Genomic DNA, 26115 nt, shown 5'->3' with positions numbered 1-26115 from the left:
TCCTCGTACCCTGTTCGACGTGCCTCCCACCTGCCTGCATCATGTCGCCGTCCTCGTGCTGGAGGGGGCGAAGCCCCTCGACGTGGGTATCCCGGCGCAGGTGTTCACGACCCGGGCGAGCATGCCGTACGAGGTACGGGTGTGCGGTGCGGCGCCCGGACTGGTCACCGGCGGCGACGGGCTGTCGTACCACGTCGCTCATGGGCTGGACGCGCTGGAGTGGGCGGAGATCGTGTTCGTGCCCGGGTACCGGTTCCCGGACCGGGAGGACCCGCCGCGGGCGGTCGTCGACGCGCTGCTCGCCGCACACGAGCGGGGCGCGCGGCTGGCGGCCATCTCGACGGGGGCCTTCGCGCTCGCCGCGACGGGACTGCTCGACGGCCGGCGCGCCACCACGCACTGGCACTACACGCGCGCGCTCGCCGAGAAACATCCGCTGGTCAAGGTCGACGAGAACGTGCTGTTCGTCGACGAGGGCAGCGTGCTGACGTCGGCCGGCGCCGCCTCGGGCATCGACCTGTGCCTGCACATCCTGCGCGGTGACCTCGGGGTGGCCGCGTCGAACCACGCGGCCCGGCGGCTGGTCGCGGCCCCCTACCGCAGCGGCGGCCAGGCGCAGTACGTGCCGCGCAGTGTGCCCGAGCCGCTGGGTGAGCGGTTCGCGGTGACCCGCGAGTGGGCGCTGCACCGGCTCGGCGAGCCGCTCACCCTCGACGCGCTCGCCCGGCATGCGGGGGTGTCGGCACGTACGTTCTCGCGGCGGTTCGTCGAGGACACCGGGTACACGCCGATGCAGTGGGTGATGCGTGCCCGGATCGACCTGGCCCGGGAACTGCTGGAGCGGTCGGAGCGGAGCGTCGAGCAGATCGCCGACGACGTCGGTCTCGGCACCGGGGCGAACCTGCGGCTGCACTTCCAGCGGATTCTCGGTACGACACCGAGCGACTACCGGCGCACTTTCACCAAGGGCGAGTAGCGGCCACAGGACGACGCCGGTCGAGCACGGGTTCACACTCGGCCGCGCCGACGTTCCCCGGCGCCGGTCCAGATGCCCGACCGCGGGCCCGGACGCCGGGGGCGCTGCCTGCGGGGCGGGGACTCAGTTCGGTGGTCACCGGCGCTCCTCTCTCGTCGCTTCCGATGCGGAAAGGGCGGTCAGTTCACGATCGCCGGGCTGCGCGCGGGGGCGGCCCGGAACGCTGTCCACGGCGTGCGGTCGACGACCAGACGGCCCAGCGTGCGCACCTGCCGCGGGGCGTTCCAGCCGAGTACGCCGACCACCCTCCCGTGGTGCCCGTAGGCGGCGGCCAAGTGACCGTCCGACGGGTCGCCGTGGACGAACCGCAGCTCCGTACCCGGCGGGAAGATGCCGTACGCCTGGATCCTGGTGTCGTACTGGTCGGTCCAGACCGATACGGTCCCCGAACGGGCGCCGCACCGGGACCGGCTCGGGCTCGACCACGGCCACCTCCAGGCCCACGGTCCGGGCGGCCGCGGCGACCTCGGTGCCGAGGAATCCGGCCCCGACCACGACCACCCGGGGCCCGGCCCGCAGCGCGGCGCGCAGGGCGATCGCGTCGTCGAGGGTACGCAGGAGGTGGACTCCGGCCAGGTCGCTGCCGGGCATGCGCCGGGGGGGCCACACCGGTGGCGATGACCAGCGCGTCGAAGCCGACGCTCGCGCCGTCGGCCAGGCGCACCCGGCGGCCCGGCACGTCGAGCGCCGCGCACGGCAACCGTCTGGAACGGGACCACGCGATCCACTGGGCCGACGTGTACGCCGCCTCCCGGGGCCTTGCCCACCCGGCGGCCGGTGTGGCGGGATCCTTTTGAACCATGGCGATCTCGCCGCTGTCGTGGCCGGGCGCGGCCCGCGAACCTGGTGGCGTAGCGAAGGGACACCACTTATGACTCGTATCGCCATCAACGGATTCGGCCGCATCGGACGCAATGTGCTGCGCGCCCTGCTGGAGCGGGACAGCGACCTGGAGATCGTCGCCGTCAACGACCTCACGGAGCCCACCGCTCTGGCACGGCTGCTCGCCTTCGACTCCACGGCGGGCCGCCTCGGGCGCCCGGTGACCGTGGACGGGGACGTCCTCGTCGTGGACGGCCGCCGTATCAAGGTGCTCGCCGAGCGGGAACCGTCGCAGCTGCCGTGGGCCGCGCTCGGCGTGGACATCGTGCTGGAGTCGACCGGCCGTTTCACGTCGGCCAAGGCGGCCCGCGCCCACCTCGACGCCGGTGCCCGGAAGGTCCTGGTCAGCGCACCGTCGGACGGTGCCGACGTCACGCTCGCGTACGGCGTGAACACCGGTGCCTACGACCCGGACACGCACACGGTCGTCTCCAACGCCTCGTGCACGACCAACGCGCTCGCGCCGCTCGCCGCCGTCCTCGACGAACTCGCCGGTATCGAGCACGGGTTCATGACCACGGTGCACGCCTACACGCAGGAGCAGAACCTGCAGGACGGCCCGCACCGCGACCCCCGTCGCGCCCGTGCCGCCGGTGTCAACATCGTGCCGACCACGACCGGCGCCGCCAAGGCGATCGGCCTGGTGCTGCCGAACCTCGACGGCAGGCTGTCCGGCGACTCGATCCGGGTGCCGGTCCCGGTGGGCTCGATCGTCGAGCTCAACACGACGGTCGCCCGTGACGTGACGCGCGACGACGTGCTGGCTGCGTACCGTGCCGCCGCGGAGGGGCCGCTCGCGGGCGTCCTCGAATACTCGGACGACGCGCTGGTCTCCTCGGACATCACCGGCAACCCGGCGTCGGCGATCTTCGACTCGGCCCTCACCCGCGTCGACGGCCGCCACGTCAAGGTGGTCGCCTGGTACGACAACGAGTGGGGCTTCTCGAACCGGGTGATCGACACCCTCGAGCTGCTCGCACGCTAGCGGGCCCGGCGGAGCGGCCGGCCTTCGTCAAACGGCCGGCCGCTTCGCGGTGCGCGTCAGCTCGCGGCCCCGGCGGGGTGTGCCGTCGCCTCCGCCCTGGCCTGCGGGGCCCGTGCCGGGCGGATGCCGATCAGGGCCACGGCGATGACCGCGGCCACCAGCATGCCGATCCCGCCGACGAGGGCGCAGGTGTGCAGGGCGTCGGTGAAGCTCGCGCCGTAGGCGGCCTGGGCCTGTCCGGTGCTCTCGGGGGTGTTCAGGTGCAGGAAGGCTCCCGCCTGGATACCCACGCCGGACACCAGTCCGCCGACCTGCCCCTGGTCGGCGGGGCTCAGCCCGGACGAGGCGAGGTGTCCGGGCAGGGTGGCCAGGGTGCGGTGGGTGAGGATGACGCCGAAGACGGCCGGACCGAGGGCGCTGCCGATCTGGCGGAGCGCGCTGTTGGCCGCGGCGGCGGTGCCCCCGAGCCGGTGCGGCAGGGCGTCCATGGCGATGGTGGTGATCGGCGCCATGGCGAGCGCGATGCCGATGCCGAGCACGCCGATCACCAGGGCGGCCTCGCCGGTGCCGGTGCCGGCCTGGAAGACGTTCATGACGAGGGCGCCGATCCCGCCGATCACCAGGCCGGTGACCAGGAGCAGGCCGGGCGTGGCCCGGTTCATCAGCCGCCCGACCAGCGGGCCGAGCACCACCGTGAAGCCGTTGATGGCGATGAGGCGGATGCCGATGTCCAGCGTCGAGGCGTGGTGCACGAGCCCGAAGTACTCGCTCAGCGCGAAGACCAGGCCGACCTGGGCGAACAGGGTGACGGCCATGACGAGCGCCGCTCCCGAGAACGCCGCCGACGTGAACAGGCGCATGTCCAGCATCGGGCAGGAGGACCGGAGTTCCACGAGGACGAAGCCGACCGCGCCGGCCGCGGCGGCCACGAAGGCGATCACCGCCCGGGCCGACGACCAGCCGTCGCTGCCGCCCTCGATGACGCCGTAGACGAGTCCGGTGATGGCGACGACGGCCAGCAGCTGCCCGGGGATGTCCAGGTGGCGTTCGCGCTCGGCGCGGGAGTCGGTCAGTACGACGGCGCCGATCACGGCCGTGACCACGGCGAGGACGAGCGAGGGCAGGAAGATCCACCGCCAGCTCGCGTGCTCCACGATGACGCCGTTGACCACCGGGCCGAGGGTGAGTCCGAGGCCGAGGGCGGCCGTCCACAGGGCTATCGCCCGGGCGCGCCTGCGGGGGTCCGGGATGACATGGCCGATCAGGGCGAGCGTGGACGGCAGCAGCGCGGCCGTGCCGACACCGGTGAGCGCCTGGCCCACACAGACCTGGACGACGCCGCCGGCGGTCAGGCACACCAGGCAGCCGAGGCAGAACAGTGCCAGCCCGGCCAGATACGTCTTCTTACGACCGTACAGGTCACCCACCATGCCGCAGGTCAGCAGCAGTGCCGCGGTCGGCAGGATGAAGGCGTCGGTGATCCACTGGAGCCCGACGGTGGAGGCGTCGAGTGCCTGTTGCATGACCGGCAGCGCGACGGAGACACCGACGACCGGCAGGTAGGAGACGAACACGCCCAGGCAGGCCAGCACGACGGTGACCGTGATGTGCCGGGTGCCCGTGTCGGGCGGCGCGGACGGGGACGCGGCAGGAGAAGGCATGGCCACAGGGCACCTCGAAGCAGTGGAGTGACAGGGCGACGTGCTGGGGCGGTGATCGGCGGCCTGTCGACTCCCGGTCGACCGGCGCACCGCGGCTCTACCGCCGCTCCGACAGCGCGGACCCGGTCATGTCGATCCCGTCGGCGGGCCGCGCGGCGCCTGCGCGGAGGGTTCGGCCGGAATCTTCGTTGACGTGGGCCAGTTCTGTCGGGGCGAGCGCTACGGACCGTATACCGAGGCGTGGCCTGCGGAGATGCCCTTGGACCTGCAACCTAAGGTGAACGCCGCTGACGCCTGCCCCACCGCGCCCCCGGAGAAGGCCGCCGCACCGCGGCACCCGGTCGGCGGTCCCGCGCCCGTCCCGACCGCGGTGACCGGCCCGGGCAGCTCACCGCGATCACCGCGATCACCGCGATCACCGAGCAGCGGTACCGGCACCAGCCCTGCTGGGCAGCCCGTCTAGTAGGTCGACCCCAGTGTCTGCGTCGTGTACGCGCACTCCGTGTAGAGGTAGCCGTAGCGCAGTTTGGCGGTGTCGGAACCCGGGGTGGCCGTGCTGTCGTTCTTCGGTTTGTGCACGAAGTACGTGGTGCCGGGCGGGAGGCTGATCGTGTGCTGCGGATAGTGCTTGCCGCTGTCGCCGCACGGCTCCCAGCCGGGGAGCAGCGAGGAGGCGAACGAGTACGCCTCGCAGCTGCCGCACGGCCCGAGGGTGAAACTGCCGGTGACCGGGCCGGTGTAGAGGACGGTGATCTCGTCGGGGCTGTCGTTCCTGACGGTCACCGAGATGCCGCCGCCGGACGCCATGGTGGGCAGCTTCTTGCCGGCGGCCGGGAGCGTCTGGGCGACCTCGGCACCGATGGCGATCTTGCGGGCGTGGTCGCGGTTCCTGTCGTGCGGGCTGTCGGTGACGAACTGCTGCATGGTCTGCTGCGCCTGCGCGTAGTCGCCGTCCCGGTACTGCCTGACACCGCACGCGTACTCCCCCGAGTCACCGCTGCGGTCGGCCCGGTCGGCGACCTTGACCAGGCCGTCGGCCTCGGTGCCGGTCCCGTTCGACAGCCGGCCGATCTGGGTGTTCAGCGTGTGCAGCCGCTCGACGGCGCCACAGGGATCCTTTCCGGCGACGGCCTTCGCCGCCTTCTTCTCGGCCGCGTCCACGGCGGGGACGACCTTGGCGGCCTGGCCGGAGTCGGGGAAGGTGCTCAGGAGTTCCCCGAACTGGGGGACCCAGTCGTCCCCGCCGTCGGCGAGACCGCCCGCTCCGCACTCGTACAGCGAGGTGGCCAGCCGGTCGTCGGGCCAGTGCGTGAGCGTGCCGAGCTGGTCCCTGGGTATCGAGTCGGGCACCGTCCGCAGGTATGTCAGCGGTGCGACCGCCGCGCAGTAGTCCTGGTGGCCGTAGGCCGCCGCGACCGTCGTGTAGTACGTCTTCATACGGTCGGGGACCTGGGCGGCGGCCCGGGAGCCGGAGTGGTGGACCGCGAGGTCGCGGTAGACGGCGAGGGCGTCCTGGTACTCGGACCTGGCGGTGGCGAAGTCCTTCTGCCGGGCCGCGTCGACCCGTTCGTCGGCGCCGTCGAGACGGTCGAGGAGCGCGCGTTCGACGGCTTCCTTCCGGGCACTGTCGTACCAGAGCGCGCCGCCCACCGGGACGGCGAGGAGGACCACGCCCAGCACGAGCGCGACGGGCCGCTGTCCCGGCCACACCAGCCGGGTACGCACGCCGACGAACGCGCCGTGGAGGGCCGCGAGCAGCAGGAACACGGCATAGCCGACGAGCGCGGCTCCGGGCACGCCGTCGGCGTCCGCGGGCAGCGCGACGAGCAGCAGGACGGCGGTCGCCGCCAGGCACACGGCCAGCGGGAGCCATCTTCGGACGAGCAGATAGCCGAGGCCGAGCCCGGTCAGGTTGAGCAGGGCCACGGCGGCGGCGCGCAGGCCGTCCGGCGGGGCGGGCGGCGGACTCGACGGCATCGGCGGGACGAGAGAACCCGGGGTCGGGAATCCCTGCCGCGAGAACCCCTGACCCGAGAACCCCTGACCCAGGGAGCCCTGGCCGGCGAAACCCTGCTCCGGGAACCCGTGGCCGGAGGGTCCCGGCTGGGGATGTCCTCGATTCGGAGGCCCTTGATACGGGGGCTCGTGATAGGGAGGCTCTTGGCTCGGGGGTCCTTGATAGGGAGGCCCCTGGTAGGGAGACTCCTGGTCCGGAGGCCCTTGATAGGGCGGCCCCTGGTTCGGAGGCCCTGGGTCCGGAGGCCCTTGGTTCGGCGGCTCCTGATTCGGCGGTCCTTGATGCGGACCGTACGCATCCCCGGACATGGCGGCTCCCCCAATTGCTGCCGAATCCCTCGGAATTGACAGCGTACGGCCAAACGTGCGAATTCGACAGAGCCTGGGACATCCGTGCCGCTCCCGGTCCGCCCGGCCGACCGCTCCCCTGCCGCCATCCGCGTGAAAGCCCTGCCGCCTCGCGTGGTTACCGCCGCCTGGTGAGCGTGGCACGTCGGGCGACGGGGTGCCTCCCTCTTACATTCCGGCTGACGGACCGTCGGCCGGACCGTCGTGACGTCGATACCTCGGGCGTGGCGCCGCCGCCCGGTCGCCCGGCTTCTCTGGGAGAGATGTGACCCGGTCCCGCATCCGTTCCACGCTGGCCTGGCCGGTCGCCGGCCTGCTCCTCACCACCGGCTGGTTGGCCGGCTGCGGGGACCGGACCTCGACGGGGGACGCCCACTCCACCCGGCAGCCCGCGCCGGACGAGGACATGGGCATGATGGCCGTCCTGGACATCGTGGCGCCCCGCGAGACCTCACCCGGCAAGTGACCACCATCGCGGGCCGGCCGGACACCGGCCCGTGCCCTGGTCCCACCCGGCGGGAGGCGGGGCAGCCCAGTCCGGCGGGAGGCAGGGCAGCCCAGTCCGGCCGGAGGCAGGGCAGCCCAGTCCGGCCGGAGGCGGGGCAGCCCAGTCCGGCGGGAGGCGGGGCCGCCTAGTCCGGCGGGATCTCCTGCTCGGCCCAGATGATCTTGCCCTCCCCGGTGTAGCGGGCGCCCCAGCGGTGGGCGAGCTGGGCCACCAGGAAGAGGCCGCGGCCGCCCTCGTCCATGCTGCGGGCGTGCCGCAGGCGGGGTGCCGTGCTGCTGGCGTCGGCGACCTCGCAGGTCAGCCGGGAGTCCCGCAGCAGTTTCAGCCGGATGGGCGGGGCGGCGTAGCGGATGGCGTTGGTGACCAGTTCGCTGACGATGAGTTCGGTGGTCACCGCCAGCTCGTCGTAGCCCCACGCCACCACCTGGCGGACCGCCCGGGCCCGCACGTCGGCGACGGCGGCCGGGTCCACGGGCACCTCCCAGGAGACGACATGGTCGGCGCCCAGGGCGTGGGTGCGGGCCAGGAGCAGGGCGATGTCGTCGGGCTGGGGCACGGGGACCAGCTGCTGCACGGCGGCCGTGCACAGCGTGGCGAGGTCGGCGCCGGGGTCGGCCAGCGCGGCGCGGAGGCGGGCCATGCCGCGTTCGACGTCCTGGTCGGCGCCTTCGATGAGGCCGTCGGTGTAGAGCCCGAGGAGGCTGTTCTCGGCGAGTTCGATCTCGATCGCCTCGAAGGCCATGCCGCCGAGCCCGAGCGGCGGTCCCGCGGGCATCTCGACGAACCAGGTCCGCCCGTCGGGTGCCACGACGACCGGTGGCGGGTGTCCGGCCCGGGCCATGACGCACCGCCGGGTCACCGGGTCGTAGACCGCGTACAGACAGGTCGCTCCGACGAACGTGGCCGTGCTGCCCTGGCAGGCCGTGCTCCCGTTCTCCTCCTCCCCCAGCCGCAGCACCAGGTCGTCGAGGTGGGCGAGGAGTTCGTCGGGGGGCAGCTCCATGTCGGCGAGCGTCTGGACGGCGGTGCGCAGCCGGCCCATGCTCGCCGCCGCGCCGAGGCCGTGGCCGACCACGTCGCCGACGACCAGGCCGACCCGGGCGCCGGACAGCGGGATGACGTCGAACCAGTCACCGCCGACGCCGTCCGTCGCGTCCGCCGGCAGGTAGGAGGACGCCACGTCCAGGGCGGTACCGCCCGACAGGGCCTGGGGCAGCAGGCTGCGCTGCAGGGTGACGGCCGCCGTGTGCTCCCTGGTGTAGCGGCGGGCGTTGTCGACGCAGACGGCGGCGCGCGCGACCAGTTCCTGGGCGAGCAGGACGTCGTCGGGCTGGAAGGAGACCGGGTTGAGCGAGCGGGCGAACGTGGTGAGGCCCAGGGCGGCGTTGCGCGCCCGCATCGGGACCGAGATGAGGGAGTGCAGTCCGTACTCCCTCATACGCGCGGTCCGCTCGGGCTGCTCGGCGAGCCACAGCGGGTCCTCCGGGTCGAGCTCGGGGATGAGGATCGGCTCGCCGTTGACGAGCAGGTCGATGCCGTACGTCGGGGGCAGGAAGTCCACCGGGTCGCCGACGTGCGCCACGGCTTCGGGGTTGCCGTCCCGGACGGTCTTCAGCGCGGCACGCCGCATCGCCGGCCCGGTGGGCGCCGGGCCGGCGTCGCTCAGCCAGGCCCCGTGGTCCTCGGTGCTGAGGACGGGCTCCAGGAGGTCGACGATGACGAAGTCGGCGAAGCGGGGGACGGCGAAGTCGGCGAGTTCCTGGGCGGTGCGCAGCACGTCGAGGGTGGTGCCGATCCTGGTGCCGGCCTCGTTGACCATCGACAGCCGCTGCCGGGCGTTCCAGCGCTCGGTGACGTCGGAGACCATGTAGCAGACGCCGGTCACCGAGTCGTCGGCGTCGACGAGCGGAAAGAACGACGTGGAGTAGGCGCGTTGGCGGTGCGGATCGGCCCAGCTCCAGCCGAGGTACTCGTAGTCCTTGACCGGCTCCCGGGTGGTGAGCACCTTGCGCATCAGGCCTTCGATGGTGGTCGCCTGCAGCCCGGGCAGCAGTTCGCTCAGCCGGCGGCCCAGGCGCTGCTCCCGGGGCACTCCGCCGAAGCGCTCCAGGGTGTCGTTCAGCCACACATAGCGCAGCTCGGGGTTCATCAGGGCCAGGCCGATCGGCGAGCGGGTCAGGAACCCGTCGAGGACGGACTGGCCCACCGTCCACTGCGGCCGCCGCTCACGGGCGGACAGGAGGAAGCACTCGTCGCCGTCGATGTGGAAGGCGGCGGAGACCCGCAGGTCCACCTCGAGGGTGTGGCCGTCGCGGTGCCGTACCGGGACGAGCCCGCTCCATCCCATGCCGGAGCGGCAGCGCTCGGCGACGCCGGCGGCCCGGGCCGGGTCGGCGCGCACGGCGAGCAGCTCGGCCGCGGGCCGGCCGACCACCTCGGCGGCCGGGCGGCCGAGCAGGGCCTCGGCGCCCCGGGTCCAGCCGATCACGACGCCCCCGGCCGACAGCACCGCCGCCGCGTCGCTGGAGGCGTCGAAGAGATCGCGCGGACCCACGGTGGGCGGCGCGTCGAATTCTTCTCGCGGAAAATCCATTGGCTACATCCTCTACGTACACCAATGTTCCTGCTTGTCCACCTGATACGCATCGCCCCCGGGGGGCGCCGCGGGCGGCGGCCGGCGGGCACGGGCGGGAGCTCCGCGCGGATCGGGGTACTCGGCCCGGGTCGGCGCGGTCGGGCGGCCGGGGGCAGCATGGAAGTGCCGTGGTGACGGTGTCGGCCCGCCGGCCGGTGGAGGTGGTGGTGGCATGGCTGTGGGATTCCTGCGAGCCGGTGGCTCGGACGGCTCCGGCGGTGACGGGTATGACGGGTACAGCCCCGGCGGAGCGCGCCCGACCGGGCTGCTGGACGTGCTGAGCGTGGCCGCGGTGGCGCTGGACTCGCAGGGTCGGATCGTGTTCTGGACCCCACAGGCCGAGGAGCTCTTCGGCTACACGGCCGAGGAGGCCCTGACCAAGAACGCGGCGAAACTGCTCATTCACCCGGAGCATCTGAAGGCCGTGGTGAACATGTTCATGGAGGTGCTGGAGACCGGCCGCAGCTGGGCCGGCGCCTTCCCGGTCCGGCGCAAGGACGGCGGCAGCCGGCTGATGGAGTTCCGCACCATGCGGCTGCTGGACGATCTCGGCGACGTGTACGCGCTCGGCATCGTGGCCGACCACACCATGCTCCAGCGGGTGGAGACCGACCTGGCGCTGTGCGAGCGGCTGATCAACCAGTCACCGATCGGCCTGGCACTCCTCGACCCGGACCTGCGGTATCTGCTGGTGAACCCCGCGCTGGAGCGGATCGACGGCGTCCCCGCCGAGGAGCACATCGGCCGCCATCTGCGGGAGACCCTTCCGCTGCCCGACATCGACAGCGTCGAATCGGCGTTGCGCCAGGTGCTCACCACCGGCACCCCGCTCCTCGACCAGTACCACGTGGGCCGTCCGCCGACCGATCCCGAGCGCGAGCACGCCTGGTCGCTGTCGTTCTACCGGCTGGAGGATCCCGGCGGCCGCGTCCTGGGGGCGGCGACCTCGGTGGTCGACGTCACCGAGCGGCACCGCGCGGCCGCCGAGGCCGACCGGGCCCGGCGCAGGCTCGCCCTGATCGCGGACGCCTCGGCCCGGGTGGGCACCTCGCTGGAGGTGGAGCGCACGGCGCACGAGCTGGCCGAGATCGCCACCCCGGTCCTCGCGGACGTGGTCGCGGTGGACGTGCTGGACTCGGCGCTGGCCCTGCGCCGCTCCCGCAGACCGGAGAACGGTCCCGAGCTGTTTCGTGCCCTCGCCCTCGAGGCGGCCCATCCGACGGTCGCGCTGCGGGCCGCCGACCCGCCCGGTGACCTCGCGGCCTACGACGGCGACCGGCTGGTCACGCTGTGCGTGCACACCGCGCGGCCGGTCCTGGTCCCGCATGTCGGCCCCCACGATCTGCCGCGCATCGCCCGCAACTCCGAGGCGGGCGATCTGCTGGCGCAGGCCGGGGTGCACTCGTATCTCGCCGTGCCGCTGATCGCCCACGGGGAGGTGCTGGGCGCCCTCGACCTCAAGCGCACCCGCAATCCGCTGCCCTTCGACGAGGACGACGTGGTGCTCGCCACCGAGCTGGCCGGGCGGGCCGCCGTGGCCATCGACAACGCCCGCTGGTTCCAGAGCGTCCGCAACACCGCCCTCACGCTCCAGCGCAGCCTGCTCCCCGACCATCCGCCGCACCACACGGGCCTCGAGCTGGCCTCCCGCTACCAGCCCGCCCAGGCGACGAGTGAGGTCGGCGGCGACTGGTACGACGTGATCCCGCTGTCGGAGGACCGCACCGCGCTGGTCGTCGGCGACGTGATGGGCAACGGCATCGACGCGGCCGCCACCATGGGCCGGCTGCGCACCGCCACCTGCGCCTACGCGGACCTGGAGCTGCCCCCGGCCGCGGTGCTCCAGCACCTGGACAAGATCACCTGCGACCTGGAGCACTACATCGTCACCTGTCTCTACGCGGTGTACGACCCGCACACCCGGAGCTGCGAGATCGCCAACGCCGGCCATATGCCGCCCGCGCTGGTGCACTCCGGGGAGGCGCCGACGCTGCTGGAACTGCCGCCGGCCGCCCCGCTCGGCGTCGGCGGCATCCCCTTCGAGACCAGCACCGTCGACCTCGCCGCCGGTGACCTCCTGGTCCTGTACACCGACGGCCTCGTCGAGACCCGCCGCCATCCCATCGACGACCGTCTCGGTGTCCTGCTCGGCTTCCTGGACGAGCCGGACCGGCCGCTGGAGGAGACCTGCGACCTGCTGCTGCACGGCCTGCGCCACCCGGACGACCACGACGACGTCGCGCTGCTGGTCGCGCGGACGCTCTGAACCGGCTCTCTACGGCGTACCGCAGCAGTCGGTACGGCAGAAGCAGGAGGCGCTGATCGGTACGTCCGCGGTCGCCGCCGCGAGCTTCAGCTGCTGGGCCACGATCCGTGCCTCGCCGTCCCTGCCGAGCCGCCGGAGACATTCGTGGAAGCCGTGCAGGGACCAGACGTTGCCGGGGTGCTGCAACGGCCGGGGCAGGGTGTCGTCCAGGCCGAGGTCGGCCCGGTAGACGGCCTCGGCCTCCTCGACCCGGCCGCGTTCCAGGAGCAGGGCGCCGTAGGCGTGCCGGGTGGGTTGCATCCAGCCCCAGGGTTCGTCGTAGGGAAGGTTGTCGTCCAGGTCGACCGACCGCCGCAGTTCGGCGAAGGCCGTGTCGAAGTCGCCCTTGCGGTAGGCGAGTTCGCCGTCGAGCATGGCGGCGGCGACGGCCAGGATGTCGGCGCAGGTGTTGTTGAACAGCATGCGGGTCCCGGGTACGGCGGCGGCCGCCTCCCGGAAGCGGGCGCGGTCCGCCTCGGCCTCGGCGGTCCGGCCGGTGGCGGAGTGGGCGACGCCCCGCGCGTAGTGCAGCATCGCGGTGGTCACGCAGTACAGGCCGGGGTCCGCGGGCAGCGGCAGGCGCAGGATGTCCTCCCAGCGGCCGAACCGGATCAGGACGTGCACCCGCATCGCCAGGAAGCCCTCCAGCCAGTCGGCCATCGGCGGGCTCGTCACGCGCAGCAGTTCCTCCGGTACGGCGGCTTCGAGCCGTTCGGCCGTGGCGAGGGCGTCCTGGAGACGACCCAGGAACATCGCGCCGTAGATCCGGAAGTGCAGGTTGTGGCAGCGGTAGAGGGTGTAGAAGTTCATCGCGCCGGCGCGGGCGTGGTATTTCTCGTCGGCGGCGACGGCCGCGGCGTTGTCGGAGACCACCCGCCGGTAGTCGCCGCAGAGGACTTCCAGGTGCGAGGGCATGTGCTGGAGGTGCCCGGCGTCGGGGACGAGATCGCGGAGCAGGTCGGCGACGGGCAGGGCGGTCTCGGGCGTGGGCGACATCTCCATCAGGTGGATGTAGAGGTGCAGCAGGCCGGGGTGACGGGTGCCCGCCGCGGCGCCCAGGGCCCGCTCCAGCACGGCCTTTGCTTCCGGCGTCCGGGCGCCCTCGGCCGGCCGGCCGCCGCGGATGTCCCAGAGCTGCCAGGGGGTGAGGTTCATCAGGGCGTCGGCGTACAGGGTGGCGACATCGAGGTCGTCGGGTGACTTTTCGTACACCCCGCGCATGCTGTCGGCGTAGGCCGTGTTCCACACCGAACAGGCCTCCGCGTCCGGGGCCGCGGCCTGCGGGTAGCGGGCGCGCAGTGCCACGACCAGGGCGCGCTCCACGGGGGTCGCGTGGGCGGCCTTGGCGTGGGCGCGCTCCACGGCGGCGTGCGTGCGCTCCACCGTGTGCGCCAGGTCCTCCTGGTCGAAGAACTCCCAGGGTTTGTTGTAGTTGGGGCCGAGGGCGTAGGCCACGCCCCAGTCGGCCATGGCGCATGCCGGGTCCGCCGCGCCGGCCGCCTCGAAACAGCGGACGGCTTCCTCGTGGTTGAAGGCGTAGGTCCAGATCAGCCCCCGGTCGAACCACGTCTGTGCCTCGGGGGACGTCGTCGTCACGCGCCGGCTGTGACTGCCCAGGTCGTAGTAGTCCACGCCCACGAAACTAGTGGCGGAGTGCGCGCCGAGGATTCGTGTTCATCCGAACTCATGAGGATGGCGCGGCGGTTGACGGGCCGCCGCGCCACTCGTGCCGCTGTTCTCAGGGTGCCACCGCGCGGCCGGTCTGCTGGGAGATGCGTCCGGAGCACAGGCCCTTGGCCGCCAGGGTCTGCGCGATGCGCGGGATCGCGGTGAGCGTGTTGGCAGGCCATTCGTGCATGAGGATGATCTGGCCGTTGGTGAGCCGGGAGACGGCCTGCACGATCGCGTCGGTGCTCGCGCCGTTCCAGTCCTGCGAGTCGACGTCCCAGATGATCTCGGTGAGCCCGTACTTGGCCTCGACCGTGCGCACGGTCGTGTTGGTCTCGCCGTACGGCGGCCGGAACAGCACCGGAGTGCCGCCACCGGCGCCGGCTATGGCGGACTGGGTGCGCGAGATCTCCGAGTCGATCTGCGCCTGGGTCTCCTGGGTCAGATGCGGGTGGGTGTAGCTGTGGTTGCCGACCCACATACCCGCGCTCACCTCGGCCCGGACCTGGGCCGGGTAGGCGGCCGCGTACTGGCCCTCGTTGAACAGGGTGGCGCGCAGCCCGGTCGCCCTGAGGGCGTTGAGCAGACCCGGCGTGTGGGCGGTGGACGGGCCGTCGTCGAAGGTGAGACCGACGTAGCCGGCGCAGCCTGCGGAGCGGGCAGGGGCGGCGCCGACGGCGAGCGTGCCCGCGGCGGCCAGCGCGAGGGCGATGACGGTCGCCGGCCAGAGGTGTGACGAGCGCTCCGGTACGGCACTCATCACGCCACCGTGATGGTGGAGCTGCCGCTGCTCTGGTAGCCCTCGGTCGCGAGGATCTGGTAGTAGCTGAAGCTGCCGAGGGGCATGCCGGCCCTGGCCCAGGCGTCGAAGTGGTTGCCGGTGGTGATGGTGCCGCCGGTGCGCTTCGACTGGCGGACGCTCCAGTACTGGTTGAAGGTCTTGGTGCCTTCGACGGACGGGGCGTTGTACCGCGTCGTCTGGTAGATGTCGTAGGTGCCGCCGTCGCTGGTGACGCTGCCCTTGTACGTGCCGGTGGGCCGGTAGGTGCCCCAGTTGTCGACGATGTAGTACTCGACGAGCGGGTTGGACGTCCAGCCGTAGAGGGACAGGTAGCCGTTGCCGGAGGGGCTGAAGCTGCCCGAGTAGGTCACGTTGCGGCGGGCGCCGGTGCTCCAGCCCTTGCCGCAGACGAAGTTGCCGGTGTTGCGCCAGCTGGTGCTGTAGTTGCCGCCGGAGCCCAGGGTCATGGAGACGGTGCCCTGCGCGTCGGTCCAGAACGAGTAGTAGTAGCCGTTGTTGGTGCCGGTCTGGTTCGTGGTGACGACGGTGGCGGCGCGGGCGGTGCCGGGCAGGGCCAGCCCGGCGGCGGCGCCCAGCAGCAGGGCGCCGGCGCTCCGGCGGCTCAGTGCGTGGTCGAGCGGGTTCATGCGGTGCCTCCTCGTATGGCCAGTGCGGGTGTGGCTTGGTGGGGAGTGTTGGTCTGCCCATGTCACCTGTCAACAGTTTCGGTAATTATTTCGAAACCTTCGCTCTACCCGTCCGGCCATTTCCGCACTTCACATAGGTGTCAAGCGAATCTACGATTGACTCTGTCGACAATCGGCCAAATAGAGATCAAAGCGCGAATCCTCGAATCCTCGAATGTTTCGATATCCGAGGCGAATGCTGCCGACAGCACCGGAACATGCCGCTGAGTGGAGCAATCACCGGCGCGGCGGGGGGCCTCCCGCCAGGCTGGGCGTCTTGTCGAGATTCGTAGGCCAGGAGTCCCGGGTGAGGCACGACGGTCGCAATTCAGCACTGCCCGCGCCCCCGGCGTGGATGCGCTGGCTTCCGCTCCTGTACGTCGTCGGTGTGCTGCTGATCGAACCGGTCACCCCCGTGCAGTGGCCGGTCAGCTTCTCGCTGATCGCCCTCCCCCTGGTGACCGCCTTCGCGCACCCGCCCGTCGTCGTCGCGGGCGCCACCGTCTTCGGCATCGGCTTCGAACTTTTACTGGCCGGAACCCCGTGCTGCGCGGGACGCGACGTCGGCTACATCTGGGAACGCCACTATGTCGCCGCCTACGCGTGTACGGCCCTGGTCGGCGCCCTGGGCACGATCCTGGCCGCGCACCGGATCCGCCGGGAACGTACCCTGGCCGACGTCCGGTTCGTGGCCGAGATCGCGCAGCGCGTCCTGCTCAGACCCGTCCCGCACCGGATCGGCAACCTGCTGCTGGAGAGCTTCTACCTGTCCGCCGCCGCGGAGGCACGGATCGGCGGCGACCTCTACGAGGCCGTGCCGACCGCGCACGGGGCCCGGCTGCTCATCGGCGACGTGCGGGGCAAGGGCCTGCTCGCGGTGGAGACCGCGGCGGCGATGCTGGGCGCGTTCCGGGAAGCCGCGCACGACGAACCCGACCTCAACGCCCTGGTGGAGCGGGTGGACATCAGCATGACGCGCCGGGCCCACCAACTGGGGGGCAGCGAGACGGGCGAGCGGTTCGTCACCGCCGTCTTCGCCGAGATCCCCTACGACGAGAGGGTCGTCCGCGTCCTCAACTGCGGCCATCCGCCGCCGCTGCTCATCCGCCCCGGCGAGGTGAGCGAACTGGACCGGGGGCGGTCGGGGCCGCCGCTGAACCTCGGCATGCTGGTCGGGGACCCCTATCACGTCGACACCTACGCCTTCGGCCCCGGCGACCAGCTGCTGCTCTACACGGACGGTGTCACCGAGACCCGTGACCCGGACGGTTCCTTCTACCCGCTGCTCCAGCGGCTGCGCTCGTGGGGACCGATGCCGCCCCCGGAGCTGCTGGAACGGCTCCATCAGGATCTGCAGACCTACAGCGGCGACCAGTTGCAGGACGACACGGCCGCACTCACCGCCTTCCTGCTGCCCGCGGGGGCGGCCGGGGTGCCGGACGGCGGAAACGACGTCCCCGGCACCGAAGAGCTCGGGGACCCGCCGCCGTGACGCGTGTTGTGAGGGTTCTGGGCCGGTCCCCGGCGGCCCCTGTGGGGCAGGTCACGGGTGACTGCACTCCGCCACCGTGAGTTACCACCAAGCGGGTCGTCGGGCACCTCACCGTCGTCGACCTCAAGCCCGACGGCGACTCCTGCGAACGGGCCGTCCTGACCGCCGACCGCCACCAGATCCGCATCGTCGGGGAGAAGCTCGGCAAGGTGGCCCCCGCTGCGTGCGACCTGGCCGACGCCGCCACCGACCACGTGGTCGGCGTGCTGGACGACGGCCCGGTGCCCCGCCGGACGGCCCGGCCCGCCGCGGGCTCCCTGGGCCGCCTCGACGCCTGCACCCTGCTCGGCGCGGCCGACCTCGCCCCCGTGCCCGGGGTCGACGCGGACAACCCGGCGGCCGTCGTCGGGAACATCGCGAAGCGGCTCCCGGGGACGTGAGACGGGCCGCCGCCCGCTCCCAGGTTCTCGTCAGAGGAAGCTGACGCCCTGGGCCAGGGTGAGTTCGCCGGAGTAGTTGACCGTGTTGGTCGCGGCGCGCATGTACGCCTTCCAGGCGTCGGAGCCGGACTCGCGGCCACCGCCGGTGTCCTTCTCGCCGCCGAAGGCACCGCCGATCTCCGCTCCCGAGGTGCCGATGTTGACGTTGGCGATGCCGCAGTCGGATCCGGCGGCGGACAGGAAGATCTCGGCCTCCCGCTGGTCCCGGGTGAAGATGCTGGACGACAGGCCCTGCGGGACGTCGTTGTGCAGGGCGATCGCCTCGTCGAGGGTGTCGTAGCCGAGGACGTAGAGGATCGGCGCGAAGGTCTCCTCCCGTACCACGTCGGTCTGTTCGCCGACGCGCACCAGGACGGGCTCGGTGTAGGCGGCCGCCGGTGCCGCCTCCGCCAGCCGCCGGTTTCCGCCGGCCAGGATCTTGCCGCCCTGCGCCTGGACCCGGGTGAGGGCGTCGTGCATGGCGTCCAGGGCGGCGGTGGAGATGAGCGGGCCGACCAGCGTCGTGTCGTCGAACGGACTGCCGACGGGCAGCCTGCCGTAGACGGCTGTCAGGCGCTCGACGAGGGTGTCGGCGAGGTCGCGGTGGACGATGAGGCGGCGCAGGGTGGTGCAGCGCTGGCCCGCCGTGCCGGCCGCGGCGAAGACGATGCTCTGCACGGCGAGGTCCAGGTCGGCCGAGGGGGCGACGATCGCGGCGTTGTTGCCGCCGAGCTCCAGCAGGCTGCGGCCGAACCGGGCGGCGACGCGCGGGCCGACCGCGCGGCCCATGCGGGTGGAGCCGGTGGCGCTGACGAGGGCCACCCGGGGGTCGTCGACGAGCCGCTCGCCGACCGTGCGGTCGCCGAGCAGGAGGCGGTGCACGTCGCGGGGTGCGCCGGTCTCTTCGGCGGCCCGGGCGAGCAGGTGGTGGCAGGCCAGGGCGGTCAGCGGGGTGAGCTCCGAGGGCTTCCACACCACCGTGTCGCCGCAGACCAGGGCGACGGCGGTGTTCCAGGACCAGACGGCGACGGGGAAGTTGAAGGCCGAGATGACGCCGACCACGCCGAGCGGGTGCCAGGTCTCGGCCAGGCGGTGGCCGGGGCGTTCGGAGGCGATCGTACGGCCGTACAGCTGCCGGGACAGGCCCACGGCGAAGTCGCAGATGTCGATCATCTCCTGGACCTCGCCGAGCGCCTCGGAGCGGATCTTGCCGGCCTCGAGGGTGACGAGATCGGCCAGGTCGCTCTTGTGCTCACGCAGCAACTCCCCCAGCCTGCGTACGAGTTCGCCGCGGCGCGGGGCGGGGGTGGTGCGCCAGCCGAGGAAGGCGGTACGGGCGGCCGTGAGGGCCTGTTCGATGTCGTCGCCGGTGGCGGACTTCAGCCCGAAGAGGTGCTCGCCGGTGATGGGGGTGCGGGCCGGGAAGTCGTCGCCCTCCGCGACCCGGGCGCCGATGGTCCGCAGGCAGGCCCGGGCGCGGGTGCGCAGGTTGTCCGTGCTGGGCAGCGCGGTGCTGGTCATCGTGGGACCTCCAGGGGGTGAGGGGTCAGCGGAGGGTGCCGGTGACGCCCAGGGCGCGGGCGACCTGGGCGAGGGAGCCGTTCTGCTGCTGCTCGTAGAGGGCGTAGGGGTCGAGGACCTCGCGGTCGATGGCGCCGGAGAGCCAGTCGGCGTCGTAGGCGGTGCCCTGTTGGTCGTTGTCGCGGGTGCCCTCGCCGGTGAGGTTGGACTGGAAGATGCCGGCGGCGGAGCGGGGCAGGAAGTCCTCGTAGACGACGGGTTCGGCCAGCACCCAGCCCTGCCGGACCAGTTCACCGACGTCGGTGGGCGGGCTGCCGCCTTCGTGCGGCCGCCCGTCGGCTAGCCGGTAGGTGAAGTACGCCAGGCCCCGCGCCGCGAGTTCCTCCTCGCTGCCGGGCATGTGCCGCTCCCAGACGGTGCGGGCGAGGTCGCCGCGCGGGACCGTGGGGTGCCGGGACGCCTGCTCGTCGACGCGGCCGAGGAGCTCGTCGTAGTGGGCCCGCCCGGCACGGGTGAGGGCGATGCCACGGGCCTCGACCTCGCCGAAGCGAACCCGCAGGGAGCCGTTGACCACGCTGCCGTCCTCGGCGCGCATCGGGCGGGACTCGGCCAGCGCCCGGAAGGAGGTCTGGCGCAGCAGGACGTCGGGGCCCTTCCAGGCCGGCGGGCCCTGGATGGTGTCGATCATCTCGACACCGCGGTCGGTCATACGGCGGTACAGCTCGTCGATGTCCAGCACGCGCGGGGTGAGGTGGTTGATGTGGGTGCCGCGGACCCCGCCGATGTCGGCGGCGACGGCGGAGACCCGCTCCAGGGTCCGGTACCAGGCCCGGTCCACCGGTTCCCTCGACAACTCGAAGACCCGCACGGCCAGTCGGAGGAAGCGTTCGGCGTCGTCCGCCGGCAGTTCGCGGTCGGCCGCGGCGCGGTCGGCCAGGGTGAGCAGCTCCGGGGGAAAGAGCTCGCGGCCGGCCAGGAAGGTCTCCAGGCGCGCGCGCAGGTCGGCGTCGAAGAAGCGCGGGTCGGCGACGGTGAGCATGGAGGTGAACACGCGGAAGGGGTTGCGGGCGAGTTCCGCGCCGTCGACCGGCCGGAAGGCGGTGGAGACGACGGGGACGGCGCTGGCGGCGGCCTCCCGCAGGTCGTAGAAGCCGACCGGGTGCATACCGAGAGCACCGAAGACCCGGGCGACCTGGCGCAGTTCCCGCGGGGTGCCGACGCGGATGGCGCCGTGCCGCTCGGCGGTCACCCGGCCGATGGATCCGAGGCGTTCGGCGTCGGCTCCCCGGTCCCGCAGCACGTCCTCGTTGACCTGGCGCGAGACGTCCACCAGCGTCGTGTAGGCGGGCACCTCCCGGCCGTACATCTCCGACAGCCGTTCCGCGAACGCGGCCCGCAGTCGCCATTGACTGATCGTTGACATGGTTCGGCCTTCCGGGCGGACGACGGGACGGCGATCATGTCTTCGATGGTCGCCGACCGGCCCCCTGCCGTACAGATGACAGGGCCGCGCGCGAGGCGGTCGTGGCGCCGTCGGAAACCCACTGGACCGATCACCGCCTGTGATCCCTACGATATGACCGCAAGACATCTATGCGACCGGTCCGTTGGATGCGGGCCGGTCGGGGTCGCCGATGCCAGGGTCCGCTCCCCGGGCTGCGGTGATCTTCCTACCCAGGAGGACCTTCCGCATGTTCCGACGTATTGGCACTGCCGTCGTCCGACATCCTGTCTGGACGATCGTGGCATGGCTGATCGCGGCGGTGGCGATCGTCGCCACCGCCCCGAGCCTGCCCTCGAACAGCGACGAAAGCAGTTTCCTGCCCAAGAGTTACGAGTCGATCAAAGCGGCCGATCTCCAGCAGAAGGCGTTCCCCAGCGCCTTCACGCCATCCGCGATCGCGCTGTACCAGCGCACCGACGGCGGCAAGCTCAGTCAGGCCGATCTCAAGGACGTCACCCGGATCACCACCGAACTGGGCGACAAACACATCGATCAGGTGCAGAAGGTCGTCCCCGGCCCGCCGTCCAAGGACGGCAGGTACACCCTGACCCTGGTGCAGATGGACAGCAAGAAGGCGGGTCAGCCCGTCCAGGCGGACGCCGCCAAGGTGTTGCGCGACGACGTCAAGCAACTGGCCAAGGGCACAAACCTGGAGGTCAAGCTCGGCGGTTCGGCCGCGCAGGCCCTGGACCAGCAGGACTCGTCCAAGCGCGGTGAGGCGCTGATCGGTATCGGCACCTTCGTGATCATCCTGGTGACCCTGCTGATCATCTTCCGGGCGCCGATCCTGGCGTTCCTGCCCCTCCTGCTGATCGGCGTGGTGTCGGCGATCGCCAACGGGCTGATCGCGTACGCCACCAAGCTGTTCGGACTTCAGGCCAACAGTTCCGTCTCGTCGATCCTGATCGTCGTGCTCTTCGGCGTGGGCACGGACTACTTCCTGTTCCTGATGTTCCGCTACCGCGAACGCCTGCGCGCGGGTGACGAACCCAAGCAGGCCATGATCAACGCGGTCGACCGGGTCGGAGAGGCCATCGCCTCGGCGGCCGGCGCGGTGATCATCGCCTTCCTCGCGCTGGTGCTGTCCACGCTGGGCTTCCTCAAGCAGATGGGCCCGGCGCTGGCCATCTCGGTCTCGGTCACCCTGATCGCGGGGCTGACCCTGATCCCGGCCGTGGTCTCGCTCATCGGCCCGAAGGTGTTCTGGCCCTCGAAGTCCTGGCAGCAGGAGCCGGCCAACGCGCGCTTCGCGGCCCTGGGCCGCGGTGTGCGGCGCCGCCCGGCGCTGACCGCCGCGGTCTCCGGTCTGGTCCTGGTCGTGCTGTCGCTCGGCACGCTCGGCTACAAGGCCACGTTCGACCTGGCGTCGGGTTCCATGCCGAAGACCAAGGAGTCCATGGTCGTCCAGGACGAGATGCAGACGGCGTACTCGGCGGGTGCCGCCGCGCCCACCGACGTGTATCTCTCCAGCAGCGACGGGAAGCCGCTGGACCGGTCCGCGTTCGACGCCTACGCCTCGAAGCTCGGGGCCGTGGACGGTGTCGCGAGCGCCCGGATGTCCCAGGTGAACAAGGCCGGTACGACCGCGGACTTCACCGTCACGCTCAAGTACGAGGCGTCCACCGACAAGGCGATCGACGCCGTGGGCCGGGTGCGGGACGTCGCGCACGCCGACGCTCCCGAGGGCACCGAGGCCGTCGTGGGCGGCATGTCCTCGATCTACAAGGACATCGACTCCGCGGTCAACCACGACTACCGGACGGTGTTCCCCGTCGCCGCGCTGCTGATCATGGTGATCCTGGGACTGCTGCTGCGCAGCATCGTGGCTCCCTGGTACCTGATCGCCTCGGTGGGGCTGGGCTTCGGTGCCACGCTCGGTGCCACGGTCTGGATCTTCCAGGAGGCGCAGAACAAGCCCGGTCTGATGTTCATGCTCCCGGTGATCATGTATCTCTTCGTGGTCGCCATCGGGACGGACTACAACATCCTCATGATCGCCCGGCTCCGCGAGGAGGCCCGAGAGGGACGCGAGCCGCGCGAGGCGGCCGGGATGGCGCTGCGGCACGCCGGGCCGACGGTGGCCGCTGCGGGCTTCATCCTGGCGGCGACCTTCGCCACGATGATGCTGGCGGGCAACGCGCTGCTCACGGAGATGGGCTTCGCGGTCTCCTTCGGCATCGCGGTCGCCGCGTTCGTCATGGCGATGTTCTTCACGCCGAGCCTCACCGCGCTGATCGGTCACGCCGCCTGGTGGCCGGGCCACGCCGACCGGGCGGAGCCGGGAGCGGACGCCGGCTCCTCGCCCGCCGAGGACGACGAGTACCAGGCCGCGGGGCGTCGCGGCTAGCGGCATGAGGACAGCGGGTCGCGACCAGCGGCCTCGGGACAGCGGGGGTCCGCCGGGCCATGTGGTCCGGCGGGCCCCCTGCCCGTTCCAGGAGTCCGCTCAGGTGAGGCGGGTGCGGCGCACCGTGTTGCGGAGTTCGCCCAGTCCGCTGACGCGGGTCACGACCACATCGCCGTCGGCGAGGAAGATCTGCGGGTCACGGGCGTTGCCGATGCCGCTCGGGGTGCCGGTGAGGACCACGTCCCCGGCGCGCAGGGTCATGCCGCGGCTCAGCTCGGCGATGATCCGGGGGACGGAGAAGGCCATCTGGCCGCTGGTCGCGTCCTGCAGCAACCGGCCGTTGACCTCGCACCGCACCCGCAGGCCGGTGAGGTCGTCGATCTCGTCGACGGTCGTCAGCCAGGGCCCGAGCGGCATGGTCGCGTCGATGCTCTTGCCCTTGAGCCACTGGCCGCCGTGCGCCCGCTGGAGGTCGCGCTGGGAGACGTCGTTGGCGACGAGCAGGCCGAAGACGTGGTCCAGTGCCTTCTCTTCCGGGATCGAGCGTCCGTCGCGGCCGATGACCAGCGCGATCTCGGCCTCGTAGTCCCATTTGGCGGAGAGGCCGGGGTCGTAGGCGATGTCGTCGGCGGGGCCGATGACCGTGTCGGGGCCCTTGGTGAAGAAGGTGGGGTGCTCGGGCCGCCCGTCCGGGTCCTGTCCGTCCCGCTTGCCCTTCGACTCCTCGAAGTGGTCCCAGTAGTTCCAGCCGGTGCACAGGACGTCGCGGTTGAAGCGGTGCAACGGGGCTTCCAGACGGATCCCGGACAACGGCACGGTCTTGCCGGGTGCCGCGGTGCGGACCGCCTCGAGGGCCTCCGGGCCGCCGCGGACGATGTCGTCGACGGTGCCGATCTCCGCCGGCAGCACCGTGACCGTCCGCTCGGACTCGTCCACGACGCCGGACCGTCGCACGCCGTCGACGGCGAGGGATGCAAGTTTCACGTCGCCCCTTTCGCTCTGCCCGGGTTCGGGCACCCCACGACCGCCCGCGGACCGCAAGGCGACGCATTGACTTTAAATGACGGCCGTGAAAAATACGAGATACCACTTCCCTCTCCCCCGGAAGGCCGGCATGACTCCTGAAGCGGCCCGCACCGTCCACCGATGCCGCGTGGAGTGGCCGGACACCGACGCCTCCGGGCACTACCACGACTCCGCTGTGGTGCGGTTCGTGGAGGCCGCCGAGGCGGCGCTGGTGCGCGAGCGCGGTCTCGTCGGTTATTTCGGTGCGGCGCCCCGCGTGCGCTACGAGGTCGACTTCGCCGCCCCCCTCTGGTTCCAGCAGGAGGTGACGACGGTCCTCGACGTGGAACGCGTCGGCACCTCCTCCCTGACGTTCCGGTTCGAGGTGTGGGGCGAGGAGACCGACGGCCGGCCGCGCCGGCTCGCCGCGTCCGGGCGCTACACGGTCGTACACGTGCCGCAGGGGGAGGAACGGGTGAGCGCGCCCTGGCCCGCCGAGTGGATCGCCGCCCTCGCCGTGGCCCCGGCGGACACGGGAACGGGCGGGGCCGGGCAGCCGTGACCGCCTCCGGGAGATGCCGCCGAGCCGGGGAAGGCGCAGCGCGCGGCGGCCCGGCCGCGGGAGCCGGACCGCCGTGTCGTGCGGGCGGGTCCTACGCCGCCCGGGATCGCCGTGCGCGGGTCCTACGCCGCAAGGGCGTGCCCTGGATGCAGGACCACCTTGGTGTAGCCCTCGATCCGCTGGTCGAACTTCTGGTACGCGCCCGGTGCGTCCTCCAGGGGCAGTTCGTGGGAGACCACGAAGCTGGGCCTGGCCCGCCCCGCGATGATCAGGTCGCGCAGCTGCCGGTTGTACTGCTTGACGTTGCACTGGCCGGTGCCCATCCGCTGCCCCTTCTCGAACATCCGCCCGATGGAGACCAGCAGCTGGCCGTGCTTGGCGTGTTCGTCGGGTCCGCCCGGGTCGGAGGGTACGTACAGGCCGGGTATGCCGAGCATGCCGGTCGGCCGTACGGTCTCGACGAGGGTGTTGAGGACGACGGCGGGTTCCTCGTGGCTGGCGTCGGGCGACTGGGCCTGGTAGCCGACCGCGTCGACGCCCTTGTCGGTGCCCTCACCTCCGGTCTGTTCCTTGATCTGCTCCGCCGGGTCGCCCTTGCTGAAGTCGATCGGTATCGCCCCGATCTCCGCGGCCTTGGCGAGCCGCTCGGGCACCCGGTCGACCGAGAACACCTTGGACGCACCGCGCAGTAGCGCGGAGTACGCCGCCATCAGCCCGACCGGGCCGGCTCCGAAGACCGCGACGCTCTCGCCAGGGGTCACCTGGGCCAGCTCACAGCCGTGGTAGCCGGTCGGGAAGATGTCGGCCAGCAGCACGAAGTCGGTCTCGAACTCCTCGCCCGGCGGCAGCTTCAGACAGTTGAAGTCGGCGAACGGCACCCGGAGCAGCTCCGCCTGCCCGCCCTCGTAGGGGCCCATGGCCACATAACCGTAGGCTCCGCCGGCGAAGCCCGGATTGACCGTGAGGCAGAAGCCGGTCTTGCCCGCCAGGCAGTTCTTGCAGAATCCGCAGGCGACGTTGAACGGCATGACCACGCGGTCGCCCTTGGACAACGAGGTCACACCGGCGCCGGTCTCCTCGACTATGCCGAGGTTCTCGTGTCCGAAGACGATGCCCGACTCGGCGGCCGTGCGGCCCTCGTACATGTGCAGGTCGGATCCGCAGATGGCGGTCGACGTGACGCGTACCAGCACGTCGTTCGGGTGCTGGATGCGCGGATCGTCGACGTCCCTGACCGCGACGCTGAAGGGCTTCTCATACACAACGGCTTTCACCTGGGTTCACCTCCGCGTGGAACGCCGGGACACGACGACGGACCGCACAGACCGAGGCTCTGGCCAGGAGAAACATGTCGAGACAGAGCCCCCGGTCCATGCCGCAACCCTAGGCGCTCGTGTTTCACCATCGGATACTTCCAGAAAACGCCGCTCACGCGGGCGCTGCAACTCCCTGGAAAAATCGCCTGCCCGAGCCCCCGGACCCCGGCGGCCCGGACGCGCCGCCACGGCGGCTCCACCGCCTCGGTCACGGGGGCCGCGCCACGGCCCCCGGGCGCCACCCGCACGCCACCGCGCGCCCCGGCACGCCACCGCGATCCTGCGCCCCGCCGGCCCTGACCCGGATCGGCGCGGTGAGCGGGACGGCACCGCGGGTACCCGGCCTCCGCGCCACCGCCACCGCCACCGCCACCGCCA

At 71.9% G+C, this 26115-nt stretch carries 19 protein-coding genes and 2 pseudogenes; 9 read left to right on the top strand and 12 right to left on the bottom strand.

Features of this window, described 5'->3' with window-relative positions:
• Positions 1-19: 19 nt before the first annotated feature.
• Positions 20-976, top strand: a complete 957-nt coding sequence (locus tag ACWDGI_RS10045; RefSeq protein WP_450757223.1) for a GlxA family transcriptional regulator — start codon at positions 20-22, stop codon at positions 974-976.
• Between the two features lie 179 nt (positions 977-1155).
• On the opposite strand, the gene ACWDGI_RS10040 is transcribed toward ACWDGI_RS10045, so the two are convergent.
• Positions 1156-1368: a hypothetical protein gene (locus ACWDGI_RS10040; RefSeq protein WP_450757480.1), complete on the bottom strand. Its 213-nt coding sequence runs from the start codon at positions 1366-1368 to the stop codon at positions 1156-1158.
• Between the two features lie 100 nt (positions 1369-1468).
• Positions 1469-1627 (bottom strand): annotated as a pseudogene (locus ACWDGI_RS10035) (FAD-dependent oxidoreductase); the annotation flags it as partial.
• Between the two features lie 26 nt (positions 1628-1653).
• Here ACWDGI_RS10035 and ACWDGI_RS10030 point away from each other — a divergent pair.
• Positions 1654-1833: a hypothetical protein gene (locus ACWDGI_RS10030; protein WP_450757221.1), complete on the top strand. Its 180-nt coding sequence runs from the start codon at positions 1654-1656 to the stop codon at positions 1831-1833.
• Between the two features lie 74 nt (positions 1834-1907).
• Positions 1908-2903, top strand: a complete 996-nt coding sequence (gene gap / locus ACWDGI_RS10025; protein ID WP_450757219.1) for a type I glyceraldehyde-3-phosphate dehydrogenase — start codon at positions 1908-1910, stop codon at positions 2901-2903.
• Positions 2904-2959: 56 nt separating this feature from the next.
• Here gap and ACWDGI_RS10020 read toward each other — a convergent pair whose 3' ends face one another.
• Positions 2960-4564, bottom strand: a complete 1605-nt coding sequence (locus tag ACWDGI_RS10020) for an MFS transporter (RefSeq protein ID WP_450757217.1) — start codon at positions 4562-4564, stop codon at positions 2960-2962.
• 459 nt (positions 4565-5023) lie between these two features.
• Positions 5024-6541, bottom strand: coding sequence for a hypothetical protein (locus ACWDGI_RS10015; protein WP_450757215.1), 1518 nt, complete (start codon positions 6539-6541; stop codon positions 5024-5026).
• Positions 6542-7193: 652 nt separating this feature from the next.
• Between ACWDGI_RS10015 and ACWDGI_RS10010 the strand changes: the two genes are divergently transcribed.
• Positions 7194-7394: a hypothetical protein gene (locus ACWDGI_RS10010; RefSeq protein WP_450757213.1), complete on the top strand. Its 201-nt coding sequence runs from the start codon at positions 7194-7196 to the stop codon at positions 7392-7394.
• Positions 7395-7560: 166 nt separating this feature from the next.
• Here the strand turns inward: ACWDGI_RS10010 and ACWDGI_RS10005 are convergent, their stop codons facing one another.
• Positions 7561-10029, bottom strand: a complete 2469-nt coding sequence (locus ACWDGI_RS10005; protein ID WP_450757211.1) for a SpoIIE family protein phosphatase — start codon at positions 10027-10029, stop codon at positions 7561-7563.
• A gap of 214 nt (positions 10030-10243) precedes the next feature.
• On the opposite strand from ACWDGI_RS10005, the gene ACWDGI_RS10000 reads away from it, so the two are divergent.
• Positions 10244-12337 carry a SpoIIE family protein phosphatase gene (locus ACWDGI_RS10000; protein ID WP_450757209.1) on the top strand — a complete coding sequence of 698 codons (2094 nt, stop codon included), beginning with the start codon at positions 10244-10246 and terminating at the stop codon, positions 12335-12337.
• Positions 12338-12346: 9 nt separating this feature from the next.
• Here the strand turns inward: ACWDGI_RS10000 and ACWDGI_RS09995 are convergent, their stop codons facing one another.
• The 3 genes and pseudogenes from ACWDGI_RS09995 to ACWDGI_RS09985 form a co-directional block, all read right to left on the bottom strand.
• The gene (locus tag ACWDGI_RS09995; protein WP_450757207.1) at positions 12347-14008 is read right to left on the bottom strand and encodes a hypothetical protein; all 1662 of its coding nucleotides are present in this window, start codon (positions 14006-14008) and stop codon (positions 12347-12349) included.
• 109 nt (positions 14009-14117) lie between these two features.
• Positions 14118-14804: pseudogene (locus tag ACWDGI_RS09990) on the bottom strand (polysaccharide deacetylase family protein); the annotation flags it as partial.
• On the bottom strand, positions 14804-15472 hold the full coding sequence (locus ACWDGI_RS09985) for a glycoside hydrolase family 11 protein (RefSeq protein ID WP_450757205.1): 669 nt from the start codon (positions 15470-15472) through the stop codon (positions 14804-14806). The gene ACWDGI_RS09985 and the pseudogene ACWDGI_RS09990, both read right to left, overlap by 1 nt.
• A 346-nt stretch (positions 15473-15818) precedes the next feature.
• Between ACWDGI_RS09985 and ACWDGI_RS09980 the strand changes: the two genes are divergently transcribed.
• Positions 15819-17003, top strand: a complete 1185-nt coding sequence (locus ACWDGI_RS09980) for a PP2C family protein-serine/threonine phosphatase (RefSeq protein ID WP_450757203.1) — start codon at positions 15819-15821, stop codon at positions 17001-17003.
• A 209-nt stretch (positions 17004-17212) separates the two neighbouring features.
• Positions 17213-17443: a hypothetical protein gene (locus tag ACWDGI_RS09975; RefSeq protein WP_450757202.1), complete on the top strand. Its 231-nt coding sequence runs from the start codon at positions 17213-17215 to the stop codon at positions 17441-17443.
• 30 nt (positions 17444-17473) lie between these two features.
• Here the strand turns inward: ACWDGI_RS09975 and amaB are convergent, their stop codons facing one another.
• On the bottom strand, positions 17474-19003 hold the full coding sequence (gene amaB, locus ACWDGI_RS09970; protein ID WP_450757200.1) for an L-piperidine-6-carboxylate dehydrogenase: 1530 nt from the start codon (positions 19001-19003) through the stop codon (positions 17474-17476).
• Between the two features lie 25 nt (positions 19004-19028).
• On the bottom strand, positions 19029-20426 hold the full coding sequence (gene hglS / locus ACWDGI_RS09965) for a 2-oxoadipate dioxygenase/decarboxylase (protein WP_450757198.1): 1398 nt from the start codon (positions 20424-20426) through the stop codon (positions 19029-19031).
• Between the two features lie 268 nt (positions 20427-20694).
• Between hglS and ACWDGI_RS09960 the strand changes: the two genes are divergently transcribed.
• Positions 20695-22854, top strand: a complete 2160-nt coding sequence (locus ACWDGI_RS09960; protein WP_450757196.1) for an MMPL family transporter — start codon at positions 20695-20697, stop codon at positions 22852-22854.
• Positions 22855-22953: 99 nt separating this feature from the next.
• On the opposite strand, the gene ACWDGI_RS09955 is transcribed toward ACWDGI_RS09960, so the two are convergent.
• Positions 22954-23838 carry a fumarylacetoacetate hydrolase family protein gene (locus tag ACWDGI_RS09955; RefSeq protein WP_450757194.1) on the bottom strand — a complete coding sequence of 295 codons (885 nt, stop codon included), beginning with the start codon at positions 23836-23838 and terminating at the stop codon, positions 22954-22956.
• A 130-nt stretch (positions 23839-23968) separates the two neighbouring features.
• Here ACWDGI_RS09955 and ACWDGI_RS09950 point away from each other — a divergent pair, with 130 nt between their 5' ends.
• Positions 23969-24421 carry an acyl-CoA thioesterase gene (locus ACWDGI_RS09950; RefSeq protein WP_450757192.1) on the top strand — a complete coding sequence of 151 codons (453 nt, stop codon included), beginning with the start codon at positions 23969-23971 and terminating at the stop codon, positions 24419-24421.
• Between the two features lie 122 nt (positions 24422-24543).
• Here the strand turns inward: ACWDGI_RS09950 and ACWDGI_RS09945 are convergent, their stop codons facing one another.
• Positions 24544-25695 (bottom strand): glutathione-independent formaldehyde dehydrogenase, encoded by a 1152-nt coding sequence (locus ACWDGI_RS09945; RefSeq protein WP_450757190.1) that lies wholly within the window; start codon positions 25693-25695, stop codon positions 24544-24546.
• Between the last annotated feature and the right edge of the window lie 420 nt (positions 25696-26115).

This window comes from Streptomyces sp. NPDC001220 (assembly GCF_053597895.1).
The sequence above is the reverse complement of the archived record's forward strand: the minus strand, read 5'-3'. Positions and strand labels throughout refer to the sequence as shown.